This window comes from Mesorhizobium sp. NZP2234 (genome assembly GCF_013170765.1).
In the GTDB taxonomy this organism is placed as follows: domain Bacteria; phylum Pseudomonadota; class Alphaproteobacteria; order Rhizobiales; family Rhizobiaceae; genus Mesorhizobium; species Mesorhizobium loti_D.
On the sequence record NZ_CP033364.1, the window covers coordinates 5477646 to 5493213 of the forward strand.

Sequence of the window (15568 nt, forward strand, 5' to 3'; positions counted from 1 at the left end):
GGTTTTGCAGTGGTTCATCCATCCCGGCTCCTATGGGCCTGGACGCAAGGACTCCTGGGCAAGATGTGGCTTGATCCTCCCCCACAACCCAAGAATTCCATCCGGTGAGACGAAGACGATCACCAGGAACACCATGCCGATCAGCGTGTTGAAGCGCTCGGCGCCGACGATATCGATGGCGAAGGTCTGCATCAGCACGACGACGACCGCGCCGAGAAACGGCCCGATCGGATGGCGCAGGCCGCCGATGACGGCGATGATCAGCACGTCGATCGCGGCATCGACGCCGATGGTGCCGGGCGAGACGCGGCCGTTGAACCAGACCAGCAGCACGCCCGCCAGTCCGGCGATGACACCGGCGAGCAGCCAGGCGAAGACCTTGTGCGCGGTGACATGGTACCCCAGCGCGCGCATGCGGCGCGGATTGTCACGGATCGCCTGCAAGGTCATGCCGAAGGTCGAGCGCGAGCCGTAAAGCACCGCCGCGTAGGACAGCGCCGCCAGGCCCAGGCAGAGATAGTAGAATGGCTTGGCATCGCGCCAATTGACGCTCCAGAAGACCGGCGCACGGATGCCGGCATAGCCGGAATGGCCGTTGAAGATGGCGTAGTTCTGCTGCGCGAAATAGAAGGTCGCGGTGGCGATCGCCAGCGTGATCATGATCGTGTAGATGCCCTCGGTGCGCACCGAGATCCAGCCGATCAGCGCCGACGCCAAGGCCGCCGCGAGAACGGCGAACGGAACCGCGAGCCACCACGGCCAGCCGAGACCGAGAATGCTGGAGTTGTTGTTGCCAAGGATGGCGATGGCATAGGCCGCTATGCCGGCGACGGTGATCTGCGCCAGGCTGACCATGCCGCCATAGCCGGCGAGCAGCATCAGCGACAGGCCCAGCATGCCGAAGATCAGCGAATAGCCGCCGATCTGCGTCAGGAAGAAATCGGTCGCCACCAATGGATAAAGCACCAGTGCGACGGCAAGGATGATGTGGCCGGCGCCGAGCTTCTCCAGCCAGTTCCGCTGCGGCGTGGCGCTGGTGGTGGCGATGGCCAGGCTCATCGTGCCTTCCCCATGATGCCTTGCGGCCGCACCGCCAGCGTCACCACCATGATGACGAAGGTCAGCACGATGCCATAGGTCGGGAAGTAGACGAGGCCGATCTGCTCGGCCAGGCCGATCAGCAGCGCACCGATGGCGGCGCCCGTGATCGAGCCCATGCCGCCGACGATGACGACCACCAGCGAGGCCAGGAGATAGCGGACATCCTCGCCTGGCGCGACCGACAGCGCCGAGCCCCCGACGACGCCGGCAAAGCCGGCAAGGCCGGCGCCGACGGCAAAGACGATGGCGAACACCGCATGCACATTGACGCCCGAGGCCTGCAGCATGGCGCGGTCGTCGACGCCGGCGCGGATCATCATGCCGACGCGGGTCTTGTGCAGCATCAGCCAAAGACCGACGCCGATGACGATCGCCGCCGCCAGCACCACGATGCGGTAGAGCGGATAGGTGAGGAAGACCGAGGCGCCGTTGGAGCGCACCGCCGTTATAACGGGCAAGGTCAATGCGCCATCAAGCCATTCGGGCGTGGTGATCTGGTAAGTGCCGCCGGCCCACACCGCCAGCATCAGGTCGGCTGCGACGATCGAGATGCCGATCGAGACCAGGGTCTGGCGAAGATCGTCGCCCTCCAGCCGACGGAAAACGAAAACCTGCATGACGACACCGACGATGGCCAGCACCGCGAAGCCGGCAGCGACGCCGAGCAGCCAGTAGCCGGTGCGGTTGGTGACTTCGTAGCCGATATAGGCGCCAAGCAGATAGAGCGAGCCATGCGCCAGATTGACGTTGCGCATCAGGCCGAAGATCAGGGTGAAGCCGCTGGCAACGAGGAAATAGAGGCCGGCCAGGGTGATGCCGTTGAGGATGGCGCTGACGAAGGCCTTCTTCGAGATAAGGATCGCGTTCAGCCAATCCGGCCAGACCGCGAAGACCAGCCATGCGACGACGGCGGCGGCGAGCAGGCCAACGAGGCCCCATGCCTGCCGGCCGGTGATGCCGCCGCTCTCGGAGAGCGTCTGAGATGGCTGGTCGAGCAGGCTCATGCCGTCAGCCGCCGGCGCTGCTCGTTCATGCGCGGCGCCTTGTGGAACTTGCCGTCCTTCATGATGGCGAGGATGCGGTTCTTGTCCTGCAGGATGCGCACGTCAGAGATTGGATCACCGTCGATCAAGAGAAGGTCGGCGAGGTAGCCTTCCTTGATCATGCCGAGCTCGTCGCCCATGTTCATGATCTGACCGCCATATTTGGTGCCGGCCTGGATCGCCTCCATGGGCGAGAAGCCCAGCATCTCGACGAAGGTCTGGATGTCCTTTGCGTTGGTGCCTTGCGGCGTCCAGGCAAAGCCATAGTCGCCGCCGATGCAGACACGGATGCCGCGCCGGTGCATCTTCTTCATCGTCTCGATGCACATTTCGAGTTCGCGCTCGTATTCGAGCGACAGCGGCGAGCCCGGCTTGATGCCCCACTGCTCGGCGTGACGTGCCGTGTTGATCAGCCAGGCGATGCCCGGCGCGACGAAGTGCTTGTCCTTGGCCGCTTCGAGCATGTCGAGCGCTTCCTCGTCGGCGAAGGAGGCATGGTAGATGTTCTGGATGCCGTGGCGGATGCACTGTTTGACCGAGCCCGACGAACGCGCATGCGCCGACAGTACCTTGTTGCGGCAGCGTGCCTCGGAGGCGGCCATGGCGACCTCTTCTTCCGACATCGGCGTCTCCTCGGCGCCCATGCCCGTGATGCTCTCGCCGGACAGGTTGAGCTTTATCGAATCGACGCCGTATTTGATCAGCCGGCGCACGGTGCGACGGATTTCCTCGGGCCCCGAGACGACGAGGCCGAGGTTCAGCCCCTCATGCGGGATGTGCGACGGCGCGGAATCGCCGAGGCCGCCGACCGTGGTGATTTCCGGACCCGCCGCGAGGTAGCGCGGTCCCGGAAAACGACCCTGGTTGATGAATTTCTTGGCGACGACATCGAGACGCGGCTTTGCGGCCGCCGCGCCCCGGCCGGCGGTGAAGCCGGCGTCAAGCACCAGCTTGGCCATCTCCATGGTGACCAGCATGTGCTCCTCGATTTCCATCATCTGGATGGGGTCGATGCCGGGCGCGTTGTTCCAGGACAGATGCAGATGGGCATCGATCATGCCCGGCATCAGTGTCGCGCCCATACCGTCTATGACGGTTGCACCTCCTGCCGCGCCACCGCTGTAGGAGGACGACGAGGACGAGCCGAAGCGCGACGAGCCCTTGGTGATCTGCTTGATGCGGTTGCCTTGCACCAGCACCTCGCCGGTGTAAGGATATTCACCTGATGCGTCGAGCACGCGCACATTGGTGAACAGCGTGCTGCCCGAACCGTTGCCGTTCCAGCTGTCGTCTGCCATCACAAGCCTCCCAACTTGCCGAGCGCACAGTTCTACGCTCGATCAGAAATCCTCACCTATCAACCCGTCTCAAAAAATCGGCGAGCTTCTGGCTGCTTTCGCGCGGGCTTTCCACCGTGGCCCAGTGCCCGCACCGATCCAGCGACGAGAATACGGCGCCCTTGATCTTGTCGGCAAGCGCCTGGGCGACCCCCGGCGGATTGACCGTGTCGGCGTCGCCGGTGACCAGCAACGTCGGCGCCGAGATCCTGCGCGCATCGACCGCGGTCGCCTTGGCCAGAGCCTCGCAGGTGCGGGCGTAGGATTCGGGATCCTGACGCGTGATCGATTCCCGCACGAAGGCAACTGCCGCCGGCGAGGTTTCCCTTGTGTGCGCGGAAATCGCGTTGGCGACGATCTGGTCGGCGATATCGGCAACACCGCCCGAACGCGCCAGACGCGCCCGGTTGGCGAGCCCTTGCCGTGTTGCGTCCGTCGGTTCCGCCAGGGCGCCGAACAGCGCCAGCGATGTAACCAGCGATGGCTGCGTCGCGGCGATCTGCTGGCAAACGATGGTGCCCATCGAATGGCCGACGAAGTGCGCGGCAGCAACCCCCATGCCGGCCATGGCGCGGATCACGGCCTCGCTCATCCCTTCGACGGTCAGCGGCTCGATCGGGCGCGGCGAGCGGCCGGAGCCCGGCAGGTCGAGCCGGATGACGCGATAGGCGGAAAGCGCCGCCATCTGCGGCTGGAACATGTTCGAGGTACCGCCGAGGCCATGGATCATCACCACGGCGGCGCCCTCGCCGACAACTTCCGCAACGACCTGGCCAACCGTCACCGTGGTCATTGCGCATGCTCCGTGAAGCGGTTTTCCAGCGTGCCGATGCCATCGATCTCGATCCGCACGACGTCGCCGGCCTTGAGGTATTTCGGCGGGTCGAAACCGATGCCGACCCCGACCGGGGTGCCGGTGGCGATGATGTCGCCGGGCTTCAGCGTGATGCCTTGCGACAGCGTGGCGATGATGGTCGGAATATCGAAGATGAGCAGCGATATGCGGGAATTCTGGCGCAGATCCTCGTTGACGAAACACCGGATGCCGGCTGTTGCCAGGTCGAGTTCGTCCCTGGTCACCGCCCACGGGCCCATGGGACAGAACGTGTCTTGCGACTTGCCGATCAACCACTGGCTGTATCTGCCTTGCAGATCGCGGGCCGTGACGTCGTTGACGATGGTGTAGCCCCAGACATGGTCGAGCGCGTTCTCCTTCGATATACCGCGCCCGCCCTTGCCGATGATGACGGCCAGCTCCGCCTCATAGTCGATGGCGGTCGAGACCGATGGATCGATCAACACGCTGGCATGGTTGGCGACGACCGATTCGGGAACCTTGGAAAAGATGATCGGATGCTTCGGAATCGCGCCGGCGCCGGCGCTGGAATCGAAGCCGCTGCGGGCGAATTCGTGCGCGTGCTCGTGATAGTTCTTGCCGACGCAGAAGATGTTGCGGCGCGGTTGCGGGATGGGCGCTTCGATTTCCACCTGCGCCAGCGGGATGGGCGACAGGGTGCGCGGCATGCCGGCGCCGTTGCGCTCTATCAAAGCCAGAATGCCTGATTTGGCCTGATCAACGGAAAAATCGAAGGGCGCGATCGTCTGGGCGTCGAGATCGACAAGCCCCACGCGACGTTCGCCGGCGATCGAAAAAGTCGCGACCCGCATCCAGATCCTCCCTGAACCAATACTGAGCCAATTATTCGCTCTTTTGTTACACGCTATCGCCGATTGGTTTAGCCCGCAAGAAGAATCTGGGTTGGTCGCACCAAAAAGGATCTGGTTGCCAGCCCTACCGCTTCACAGGATATCGACCGCTGCCATGCGATGGACGACGGAACCTGAAGCTGCTATCAATGGTTCAGTATCGGATCAGATAAAAGTGACCGGACATGCCCAAGCTCGTCGCCAGCGATATCGCCACCGCGCTGAAGAAGCGGATTTCTTCCGGTGAATGGATCGAGAATGGCCGCATGCCGCCGGAACGCGATCTGGCGAGCGAATTCGGCGTGGCGCGCAACACGGTGCGCCGCGCCGTCTCCTTCCTCGAGGACGACGGCACCGTGGTTCGGCATGTCGGGCGCGGCACATTCCTGACCGCCACCAATCCTGGTTCGATGGCAGCGGTTGTCGGCCGGATGGAAGGCACCAGCCCGGCCGACATGATGGAGATCAGGCAGCTGCTTGAGCCGGCGGCGGCGGCCTTCGCCGCCACCAATGCCAGCGCCATGGAACTCAACGCGGTGCGCGAGGCGCACAAGATCGCTTCGGAGTCGCAGGACATGCCGACCTTCGAGCATTGGGATGCGGAGTTTCACCACCGCATCTTCGCCTGCTCGCGCAACGACTTCCTCAAGGAGATCCACAATCTGATGCGCATCCTGCGCAATCAGGCGCCATGGTTCGAAATGAAAAAGCGTTCCTTTTCCGAAGAACGCCGCGGCATCTATTGCAGCGAGCACCAGATCGTTCTCGATGCGCTGCTGCGCCGTGACCCGGAGAGCGCCAGCCAGGCCATGCTGGCGCATCTGAGAACCGTCGAGCGCAACCTGCTGGGCCGGTAAATCCGCGCACCGCTATCCTCAATAGGGCAGGCCGACATAGTTCTCCGCGAGCGCGGTCGACGCGGCGCGCGAGTGCACGAGGTAGTCGAGTTCGGCCTCCTGGATGCGCTGGCCGAAGTCCCCGGTATCGGGAAAGCGGTGCAGCATGGTCGTCATCCACCAGGAAAAACGCACAGCCTTCCAGACCCGAGCCAACGCCTTGGCGGAATAGGCATCGAGACCCGCTCCGGATTTTCCCTGATAGAAGTCCCGAAACCCGTTGAAGAGATAGCGCACGTCGCTGGCGGCGAGGTTGAGGCCCTTGGCGCCGGTCGGCGGCACGATGTGAGCAGCATCGCCGACCAGGAACAGCCGGCCGAAGCGCATCGGCTCGGTAACGAAAGAGCGCAGCGGTGCGATCGACTTTTCGAAGGATGGCCCGGTGGTGACGCTGGCCGCCGTCTGTTCCGGCAAGCGGCGGCGCAGCTCGTCCCAGAAGCGATCGTCCGACCAGGCCTCGACTCGGTCACCCTCGGGGCACTGCACATAGTAGCGGCTGCGGTGCGTCGAGCGCATCGAGCACAGCGCAAAGCCCCGCTCATGATTGGCGTAGACAAGTTCGTGATCCGCTGGCGGCACTTCGGCCAGCACGCCGAGCCAGCCGAACGGATACTGCCGCTCGAACGTTTTCAGCGCCCGCTCCGGCACCGATCCGCGGCTGACGCCATGATAGCCATCGCAGCCGGCAATGAAGTCGCAATCCATGCGACGCGTGATGCCGTCCTTGTCGTAGGTGACGAATGGTGCGGCACTGCCGAAATCATGCAGTGCCACATCCGACGCCTCGTAGACGGTGACAAGGCCGGCCGCCTCGCGCCTGTCCATCAAATCATGCGTCACCTCGGTCTGGCCGTAGACCGTGACATGCCTGCCACCGGTGAATTCGGCGAGATCGATGCGGTGCAGGCGCCCGTCGAAGGCCAGCGAGATGCCGGAATGCGGCAAGCCTTCGGCATGCAACCTTGCGGCAGCACCGGCTTCCCCAAGCAGATCGACCGTGCCCTGTTCGAGCACCCCTGCCCGCACGCGGCCAAGCACATGGTTCCGACTTGAGCGTTCCAGAATGACCGTCTCGACACCGATGCCGGCCAGAAGTTGCCCAAGCAGCAGGCCGGAGGGTCCCGAGCCGACGATGACGACCTGCGTGCGCATCAGTGGCCGAGACTTTCGATCTGCGCGGCGAGTTCGGCGGCAAGGCGCAGCGATGCCGCGGTCGCGACCACCATCTGCGGCAGCAGCAGCCATTCCAGCGTCCATGCCGCGCCCGAACGTTCCTGCTCATGCACCAGCGCCTGATGCATGCCGGAAAGCTGCGTGGCGTTGAAGCGGGCCAGCGCCACCAGCGCTTCGGCTTTCACCGGGTTCTGCTTGTGCGGCATGGCCGACGAGCCGCCGCCGCCGGAAAGCGTGATGTCGGCGCCGCCCTGCGCCATCAGGGCGATGTCCTGACCAAACTTGCCGAGGCTGCCGGTCAGCAGCGACAGCCAGCCGGCGAAATCGGCGAGCGCGTCGCGCTGGCTGTGCCATTGCGGCGCATCGCCAAGGCCGAGTTCTGCGGCAAGCGCCGCGCGCACCGCCGGTCCCTTGTCGCCAAGCTTTTCCAGCGTGCCGGCGGCGCCGCCGAACTGCACGACCAGCAGGCGCCCAGACTGTTCCGATAGTCTTTCCCGATGCCGCCGCAGCGGCCCGCGCCAGGCGTTCACGCGATCAGCTACTTGGATAGGGATCGCGGGCTGCATGCGGGTCATGCCGGTCAGCGCCCTGCCCCCAAAACGCTCCTCAAGCGATGTGAGGCGCAAAACGGTCTCGGTCAGGAGCAGGCCGAGATGGTCGACGACGGATTTCAGTCGAAGCACCAGGCCAGTGTCGATGACATCCTGGCTTGTGGCACCGAAATGCACCTTGTCGCCGTGCGGCTCGCCAACCGCCACTCTGAGTTGGCGTACCAGTTCCGGCACGATGACGCCGTCCTTGGCGGCAGCGGCGCGCAGCAAGGTCGTGTCCGGCCGGAACGAGGCCAGCACCACCCCGATCGCCACCGCCGCGTCCCTGGTGATGATCCCGTTTTCGGCTTCCGCTTCCGCCAGCGCGCTCTCGAACGCCAGCATTGCCTCTATCTCGGCCTCGACGGAAAAATGCCTCGCCGCCTCCTCGTCGCCGAGAAAGGCGGAAAGCAATGGATGGTCGAAGGCCGATATGGTCATATCGCGGATCTCCTAGCTGTCGAAGAAGACCGTTTCCTTCTCCCCCTGGAGATGGACATCGAAGACGTAGGTGTCGCCCTGGCGCTCGGCGATCAGCGTCGGCACGCGGACGCGCTGCTCGATACGCGCCAGGATCGGATCCCCGGCATTGGCTTCTTCCTCATCGGAGAAGTACAGCCTTGTGTGCAGGCCGAGATTGATGCCGCGCGCGACGATCCACAGCGTGATGTGCGGTGCCATCGGGCGGCCATCGCGGAACGGCACGCGGCCGGGCTTGATCGTCTCGAAGGCGCAGACGCCAGTGTCCATGTCGGTCGGGCAACGGCCCCAGCCGAAGAAGTTCGGATCGGCGACACCACGCAATTCAGCCGGCGAATTGTAGAGTCCGTCCGCGTCAGCCTGCCAGATCTCGATCAGAGCGTCCTTGAGCGGCGTCCCGGTGCCGTCAAGCACCCGGATGCGCAGGCCGATGCGCTCGCCTTTTGTCTTCTCGTTGACCATGGTCGCGCCAAGGTCACTGGCATAGACGCCACCGATGCCGCAAAAATTGGGCGTCAGCCCGATATGGACGTAAGGGCCCGCCGTCTGCGAAGGGCTTTCCCTGAGCCTGTCAGGCAACTCGGCCATCAATTGCCCTCCAGCCGGTTTTCGAACAGCGACGAGCGGCGCCCGCGCAGCACGATATCGAACTTGTAGGCGAGCGCATCCATCGGGATCGTCGCCTGCGTGTCGAGGACGGCCGTCAGCGCCTCGATGGCCGCCTTGTCGGCGATGCCGCGAACGATCGGGCATTTCCAGATGAGCGGATCGCCCTCGAAATACATCTGGGTGATCAGCCGCTGGGCAAAGCCATGGCCGAACACCGAGAAGTGGATATGCGCGGGGCGCCAGTCATTGGGGCCGTTCGGCCACGGATAGGGCCCGGGCTTGACGGTGCGGAAGGCATAGAAGCCATCCTCGCTTGTGATGGTGCGGCCGCAGCCGCCGAAATTCGGATCGAGCGGCGCGAGATAGCCATCCCTCTTGTGGCGGTAGCGGCCACCGGCATTGGCCTGCCAGAATTCGAGCAGCACGCCGGGCACCCCAATGCCGCGTTCGTCGAGCACGCGCCCATGGACGATGATGCGCTCGCCGATGGCGCTCTCGCCCGGCCTGGCGAAATTATGGATCAGGTCGTTGTCGAACTCGCCCAGCATGGCGTGACCGAAGACAGGTCCCGCTATTTCCGACAGCGTGTTGTCGAAGGACAAAAGCGGCTTCCGCGGCGAGCGCAGCACCGAACTCTTGTAGCCTGGCGTCAGCGCCGGCGGGTGCCATGTCCGGTCGCGCTGGAAGAAGGCGCCGGTCTCGGGCCTCCGGTTCGAGCCGGACTCAGCGGGCATTGTCGGCTCCGTCCATCTCCGAAAACACGTCCTTGGCGATCTTGAAGGCACGGTTGGCGGCCGGCACGCCGGCATAGATGGCGACATGCAGGAACGCCTCGCGGATGTCGTCGCGCGTGGCGCCGGTGTTGGCGGTGGCGCGCACATGCATGGCCACTTCCTCATCATGGCCGAGCGCGGCCAGCAGCGCCAGCGTGACGATCGAACGCTCGCGCCTGGTGAAGCCCGGCCGCGCCCACACCGTCCCCCAGGCGGCCTCGGTGATCAGCTCCTGGAACGGCTGGTCGAAACCGGTCGCCGCGACATTGGCCCGATCGACGTGGCGGTCGCCGAGCACCGACCGTCGCACGGCAAGGCCTGTCCGATATCTTGCCGTATTGCCGGGGACTTCATCCATGGGTTTCTCCAGGGGCAAGCGATGCGACAAAACCGCGGATCAGCGCGACCAGCGCCTCCGGCTGCTCGATGCACGGAATGTGCCCGGCGTTGCGGATGATTTCGAAACGTGCGCCGGGGATCAGATCCGCCAGCGAGCGGACAAGATCGGGAGGCGTCGAGCCGTCCTGGTCACCGACGACGCAGAGTGTCGGGACAGCGATGCGGCGCGCGCTCTCGGTGAAATCGGCGTCGCGGACAGCCTTGCATGTCCCGATATAGCCCGGCAGCGCCTGCCGGGTCAGCATGTTGCGGCAACCGGCAAGGTCGGCGGGGCGCCCGGCATGGAAATCCGGCGTGAACCACACTTTCATCACGCCATCGGCGATCGCCTCGATGCCGTAGCGCTCCACGACCGCGATACGGCTGTTCCAGCTTTCGGCGGTACCGATCTTGTGGGCGGTGTCGCTGAGGATCAGGCCCAGGACGCTTTCAGGGCGGCGGACATGCAGGCCCTGCGCCACCATGCCGCCGACCGACAGGCCAAACAGCACGACCTTGTCGAAACCGAAGTGGTCGACGAGGGCGTGCAGATCGTCGACATGGTCGTTAATCGAGTGGACGCCGCTGCCGATGTCGGAGAGACCGTGGCCGCGCTTGTCATAGACGAGCAGCGGCATCTCGCCGGCCAAAAGCGCAACGACTTCATCCCAGATCCGCAGATCGGTGCCGAGCGAATTGATGAACACGATCGGGGGCGTCTTGCCGTCCGCCTCGACATATCGGTGGTGCAGCGTGATGCCGCCAATGGTGACGAATGGCACGATTTCGATCCTCCATCTCCACATTGCACGCCGCATTTGGTTCGGTAAAATGATATTTTGCGCCGTTTCATTAACTCGGGGGTTATCAAATTCATGCCCGACAGCCGCATCCGGTTCCGTCACCTGCAGGCATTCCTGGAAGTCGCCCGGCAGGGCAGCGTGGCCCGCGCCGCCGACTTCCTGCATGTCAGCGCGCCGGCGGTGACCAAGACCCTGCGTGAACTGGAAGAGGCGCTCGGCATCGCCGTGGTCGAGCGCGACGGGCGTGGCATCCGGGTCACCAGGCTTGGCGAAATCTTCCTGGACCATGCCGGCTCGGCAATATCGGCGTTGAAGCGGGGCATCGATTCCGTTCGCCAGGACGGTACCATCCATCGCCACCCGATCCGCATCGGCGCGCTGCCGACAGTGTCGACGAAGGTGATGCCGCAAGCCATGAGCCTGTTCCTCAAGGAGAACACCGGAGCTGCGATCAAGATCGTCACCGGGGAGAACGCCGTGCTGCTCGAGCAGTTGCGCAGCGGCGCGCTCGATCTCGTCGTCGGTCGGCTGGCGGCGCCCGAAAACATGACCGGTTTCTTCTTCGAGCACCTCTACTCGGAACAGGTGCTGTTCGTCGTGCGCGCCGGGCATCCGCTGCTGGAACCGGGAGCGGACATCTTCGCCAGGCTCGACGAATTCCCGGTGCTGATGCCGACCCGGGAATCCGTCATCCGTCCCTTTGTCGATCGCCTCTTCATCACCAATGGCATGACCGCGCCGGCAACCGAGATCGAGACGGTCTCGGATTCCTTCGGGCGTTCCTTCATGCGGCAGAGCAATGCGGTGTGGATCATCTCGGCCGGCGTGGTCGCCAACGAGCTCGCGAGCCGCGCCTTCGTCGCCTTGCCGGTCGACACCGAGCAAACCAAAGGGCCGGTCGGCCTGACGATGCGCACCGACACCGCGCCCTCGCCCGCCTTCACGATCCTGCTGCAGACCATTCGCGAAGCCGCAAGGCCGGGCGCCTGACCTTCGGCGCGTTCATGCATCAAGGCCGGACCTGCATGTCGACCGGGCGGCCGACCGTCGATGAGAAGATAGCCGATCGGTTCGTTTCCAAGCTTGCGGCCCGCGCGTCGCAACGGTGATCCGCGCGGCCATGTCGTGCCGGGCTCGCCGCGAGGCCGCCAAGTTTGTCACCGGCAACGACGTCAGACGCCCCGTGACGGCGTGAAGCGAACGCAGGCGGATCGCCTCTGCCCGGGCGCCAGCATTATCCAGCCAGTGTTGGTGTCCTCGTCGTTCACGCGGTTGAAGGCATCGGTGATGTTGCTGACCGGCTCGGCGCAAAAGAACGGCTCACCCGGCGGCGTGTAGAGGACGAGGAAATCGAGCGGTGCCTCGGCCTCCATGTCCAGTTGCCGCTCATGCTCCGGCCAGGAGATCCGGGCACGGCGCGTCCATCCGGTGAAAACCGTGTCGAAATCCACCTCCGACACGTCAAAGCCGATGGATGGATCGGCCCCTGCCGGTGGCGGGACGTGACGGACAGGCAGTATCTCCGCGTCGGTCTCCCACATGCCGGACACCGACGCCTGGACATGCGTCCACGGCGTCGACGGGAAATAGGGATGGAGGCCGAAGCCAGCCGGCATCGGCGCGTCCGACAGGTTGCGTACGGCAATGGTTATGGAAAGCGTACCGTCAGCCAGCGTGATCTCCTGCTCGGCTTCATAGCTCCATGGCCAGGAATCGGCGGCGTGGCGATAGCGCAGGACGATCGTGCCGGCTTCGTGCCTCACGACCGTCCAAGGGTGGCGCCAGCCATGGCCGTGCTCATGGTGCGGGTCCTCCGGCCGACTAGGCAGTTGGACCGTGCGGCCCGCGAATTCGAAGCGTCCGCCTCTTACGCGATTGGAATAGGGGACAAGCGGGAAGCAGGCCATGGCGCCGGCATCGCGACGGCTGATCGCCAGCGGATCCGCTGGGCGCAGCCAATCCACGACAGAGCCATCTTGCCACCACCGATACGATGCCACGGCGCCGCCGGCTGCAGGAGCAATGTCGACAGTCGCGATGCCGTCGCTGATCGAGACCAGTTCGGTCTGCTGCGCGGCAACGGCAGCGGAATTCTTTGTCATCGGCATCCCCCATCCCTTGACTCCAATCGCCATGGCTATAAGACATATCATATGAATAGTATGAAGAATAAGAAATCTTTCAGCACCGCGCGTACGTCACGGGTTGCCGTGGCGGTCTCCAGCGGCTCCACCGCGCTGCACGCGACCGTCGTCGAGCAGATTGGCTTGCGCATCGTCCAGGGCGACTTCCTGCCAGGAGAAGCCCTGCCCAATGCGGACGATTCCAGCGAGATGCTGGGCGTCAGTCGCACGGTGCTGCGCGAGGCGATCAAGGTGCTGGCCGGCAAGGGGCTGGTCGAATCGCGGCCGAAAACCGGCACACGCGTGCGTCCCCGCTCCGACTGGAATTTCCTCGACCCCGACGTGCTGTCATGGCGCTACGCCGGCGGCATCAGCGCCGACGATGTGCGCGCGCTGTTCGAATTGCGCCGCGCCATCGAGCCGATGTCGGCAGCCCTCGCCGCCCAGCGCGCCAACCCGGCGCAGATCGCCGAGATCCAGGCGGCACTCGCCGAAATGGAAGCGGTGAGCGACGATGGCGACCGCTTCGCCAAGCCCGATCTGGTGTTCCATCAGACCATCCTGCGCATGACCGGCAATGAGCTGATCGGCTCGCTGGCCGCACTGGTCGAAACCGCGTTGGTGATGAGCTTTCGCCTCTCCAACGACAATCCGGATGGACAGCGCCACTCCTTGCCGCTGCATCGCGAGGTCGCCGAGAAGATCGCCGCCGGCGACGCGCTCGGTGCGCAGAAAGCGTTGCTGGTGCTCATCGACAATGCCGAGGACGACGTGCGCCGCAGCGTCGAGAACCGCAACAAACGCCGCAACGATCGGGGCCAGCAATCGTGACCGACACCAAACGCAAACTGCGGTCCGAAGCCTGGTTCGGCGGTGAAGGCAAGAACGCCTTCATGCACCGCAGCTGGATGAAGAACCAGGGCATCCCGGCAGACGCATTCGACGGCCGCCCGGTGATCGGCATTTGCAACACCTGGTCGGAATTGACCCCGTGCAACGCGCATCTCCGCGCCTTGGCCGACCACGTCAAGCGCGGCGTCTATGAGGCCGGCGGCCTGCCGCTGGAGTTTCCGGTGATGTCGCTGGGCGAGAGCAACATGCGCCCGACCGCCATGCTGTTCCGCAATCTGGTGAGCATGGATGTCGAGGAATCCATCCGCGGCAATCCCATCGACGGCGTGATCCTGCTTGTCGGTTGCGACAAGACCACGCCGGCGCTGCTGATGGGGGCTGCCTCGTGCAACCTGCCGACCATCACCGTCTCCGGCGGGCCGATGCTCAACGGCAAGTTCCGCGGACAAGACATAGGCTCGGGCACGCATGTGTGGAAATTCGCCGAGGAGGTGAAGGCGGGGCGCATGCCGGTCGCCGACTTCCTCGCCGCCGAGCAAGGCCAGAGCCGGTCGGCCGGCAGCTGCATGACGATGGGCACGGCCTCGACCATGGCCAGCATGGTGGAAGCACTCGGCATCGGCATGCCGGACAATGCCGCGATTCCGGCGGTGGATTCGCGCCGCGGCGTGCTTGCCCAGCTGGCTGGACGCCAGATCGTCGAGCTCGTCCGCCGCGACGTGACGATAGCGCAGATCCTCACCAGGCAAGCGTTCGAGAATGCCATCCGCGTCAATGGCGCGATCGGCGGTTCGACCAATGCGGTGCTGCACCTGATCGCCATCGCAAACCGGGTTGGTGTCGATCTCAGCCTCGAGGACTGGGACCGTCTTGGGCGCGACGTTCCGACGATTGTCGACCTGATGCCGTCGGGCAGATTCCTGATGGAAGACTTCTACTATGCCGGGGGGCTAGCTGCGGTCATGGCGTCGCTTGATGAAGTGGGGCTTCTTCATCGCGACGTCATGACCGTCAGCGACAAGACGATCGGTGAATTGGTCGACGGCGCGCCCAATTACAACCGCGAGGTCATCCGTCCGCTGAGCGAACCGCTGACAGAGCAAGGCGGCATCTCGATCCTGCGCGGCAATCTGGCGCCCAACGGGGCGGTCATCAAGCCGTCGGCGGCGACGCCCGAGCTGATGCAGCATCGCGGCAAGGCTGTCGTCTTCGAGAACATCGAGCACTACTACGCCCGCATCGACGACCCGGAACTGGATATCGACGCCTCTTCGGTGATGGTGCTGAAGAACTGCGGACCGCGCGGCTATCCCGGCATGGCCGAGGTCGGCAACATGCCGCTGCCGGCCAAGCTGCTCAAGCAGGGCGTCTCCGACATGGTGCGCATTTCGGACGCACGCATGAGCGGCACGGCCTACGGCACCGTCGTGCTGCATGTGGCGCCTGAAGCGGCGGCAGGCGGCGCGCTGGCGCTGGTGCGCGACGGCGATCTCATCGAGCTCGACGTTGCCGGCCGCCGTCTGGAATTGCTGGTATCGGACGAGGAACTGGCGATCCGCCGTCTCGACTGGAAGCCGCCGGCACCGCCCGAAGGCGGCTACCAGAGCCTCTATGTCGAGCGTGTTCTGCAGGCCGACAAGGGCTGCGATTTCGACTTTCTCGTCGGCCGGCGCGATGCCGGCATTCCCCGGCACTCCCACTAG

16 protein-coding genes and 1 pseudogene are annotated in these 15568 nt (G+C 64.6%); 5 read left to right on the forward strand and 12 right to left on the reverse strand.

The annotated features are described in order from the left end of the window. Positions 1-30: 30 nt before the first annotated feature. The 5 genes from EB230_RS26985 to EB230_RS27005 are packed head-to-tail and all read right to left on the reverse strand — an operon-like array spanning position 31 to position 5149. Entirely contained in the window at positions 31-1059 is a 1029-nt protein-coding gene (locus EB230_RS26985) for a branched-chain amino acid ABC transporter permease (protein WP_172374267.1), read from the reverse strand. Then, the gene (locus EB230_RS26990; protein WP_246738856.1) at positions 1056-2105 is read right to left on the reverse strand and encodes a branched-chain amino acid ABC transporter permease; all 1050 of its coding nucleotides are present in this window, start codon (positions 2103-2105) and stop codon (positions 1056-1058) included. The genes EB230_RS26985 and EB230_RS26990 overlap by 4 nt, the downstream gene beginning before the upstream one ends. Then, complete coding sequence (locus tag EB230_RS26995; protein WP_172374268.1) at positions 2102-3442, reverse strand: amidohydrolase family protein; 1341 nt, start codon at positions 3440-3442, stop codon at positions 2102-2104. The genes EB230_RS26990 and EB230_RS26995 overlap by 4 nt, the downstream gene beginning before the upstream one ends. A 52-nt stretch (positions 3443-3494) precedes the next feature. Next, positions 3495-4274 (reverse strand): alpha/beta fold hydrolase, encoded by a 780-nt coding sequence (locus EB230_RS27000; RefSeq protein WP_056564558.1) that lies wholly within the window; start codon positions 4272-4274, stop codon positions 3495-3497. Further along, complete coding sequence (locus EB230_RS27005) at positions 4271-5149, reverse strand: fumarylacetoacetate hydrolase family protein (RefSeq protein ID WP_056564561.1); 879 nt, start codon at positions 5147-5149, stop codon at positions 4271-4273. The genes EB230_RS27000 and EB230_RS27005 overlap by 4 nt, the downstream gene beginning before the upstream one ends. A 224-nt stretch (positions 5150-5373) precedes the next feature. On the opposite strand from EB230_RS27005, the gene EB230_RS27010 reads away from it, so the two are divergent. Next, a complete protein-coding gene (locus EB230_RS27010; protein WP_056564565.1) occupies positions 5374-6045 on the forward strand; it encodes an FCD domain-containing protein in 672 nt (223 codons plus the stop codon). A gap of 18 nt (positions 6046-6063) precedes the next feature. Here the strand turns inward: EB230_RS27010 and pobA are convergent, their stop codons facing one another. Genes pobA through pcaD form a run of 6 tightly spaced genes read right to left on the reverse strand, consistent with a single transcriptional unit; the run spans position 6064 to position 10869 of the window. Further along, a complete protein-coding gene (gene pobA / locus EB230_RS27015; protein WP_172374269.1) occupies positions 6064-7236 on the reverse strand; it encodes a 4-hydroxybenzoate 3-monooxygenase in 1173 nt (390 codons plus the stop codon). Further along, entirely contained in the window at positions 7236-8288 is a 1053-nt protein-coding gene (locus EB230_RS27020; RefSeq protein ID WP_172374270.1) for a 3-carboxy-cis,cis-muconate cycloisomerase, read from the reverse strand. The genes pobA and EB230_RS27020 overlap by 1 nt, the downstream gene beginning before the upstream one ends. Before the next feature lie 12 nt (positions 8289-8300). Beyond that, complete coding sequence (pcaG, locus tag EB230_RS27025; protein ID WP_172374271.1) at positions 8301-8915, reverse strand: protocatechuate 3,4-dioxygenase subunit alpha; 615 nt, start codon at positions 8913-8915, stop codon at positions 8301-8303. Continuing rightward, a complete protein-coding gene (gene pcaH / locus EB230_RS27030) occupies positions 8915-9670 on the reverse strand; it encodes a protocatechuate 3,4-dioxygenase subunit beta (RefSeq protein ID WP_056564573.1) in 756 nt (251 codons plus the stop codon). Before pcaH ends, pcaG begins: the two co-directional genes overlap by 1 nt. Then, entirely contained in the window at positions 9660-10067 is a 408-nt protein-coding gene (gene pcaC, locus EB230_RS27035) for a 4-carboxymuconolactone decarboxylase (protein WP_172374272.1), read from the reverse strand. Before pcaC ends, pcaH begins: the two co-directional genes overlap by 11 nt. Next, entirely contained in the window at positions 10060-10869 is an 810-nt protein-coding gene (pcaD, locus tag EB230_RS27040) for a 3-oxoadipate enol-lactonase (RefSeq protein ID WP_172374273.1), read from the reverse strand. Before pcaD ends, pcaC begins: the two co-directional genes overlap by 8 nt. 93 nt (positions 10870-10962) lie before the next feature. Here pcaD and pcaQ point away from each other — a divergent pair, with 93 nt between their 5' ends. Together pcaQ and EB230_RS27050 are read left to right on the forward strand one after the other, a co-directional pair. Beyond that, a complete protein-coding gene (gene pcaQ, locus EB230_RS27045) occupies positions 10963-11880 on the forward strand; it encodes a pca operon transcription factor PcaQ (protein ID WP_172374274.1) in 918 nt (305 codons plus the stop codon). 2 nt (positions 11881-11882) lie between these two features. Continuing rightward, a pseudogene (locus EB230_RS27050) lies at positions 11883-12027 on the forward strand (aldehyde dehydrogenase family protein); the annotation flags it as partial. 35 nt (positions 12028-12062) lie between these two features. On the opposite strand, the gene EB230_RS27055 reads toward EB230_RS27050, so the two are convergent. Continuing rightward, a complete protein-coding gene (locus EB230_RS27055) occupies positions 12063-12992 on the reverse strand; it encodes an aldose 1-epimerase (protein WP_172374275.1) in 930 nt (309 codons plus the stop codon). Between the two features lie 60 nt (positions 12993-13052). Here EB230_RS27055 and EB230_RS27060 point away from each other — a divergent pair, with 60 nt between their 5' ends. After that, the gene (locus tag EB230_RS27060) at positions 13053-13844 is read left to right on the forward strand and encodes a FadR/GntR family transcriptional regulator (protein WP_056564582.1); all 792 of its coding nucleotides are present in this window, start codon (positions 13053-13055) and stop codon (positions 13842-13844) included. After that, on the forward strand, positions 13841-15568 hold the full coding sequence (locus EB230_RS27065; protein ID WP_056564585.1) for an IlvD/Edd family dehydratase: 1728 nt from the start codon (positions 13841-13843) through the stop codon (positions 15566-15568). Before EB230_RS27060 ends, EB230_RS27065 begins: the two co-directional genes overlap by 4 nt.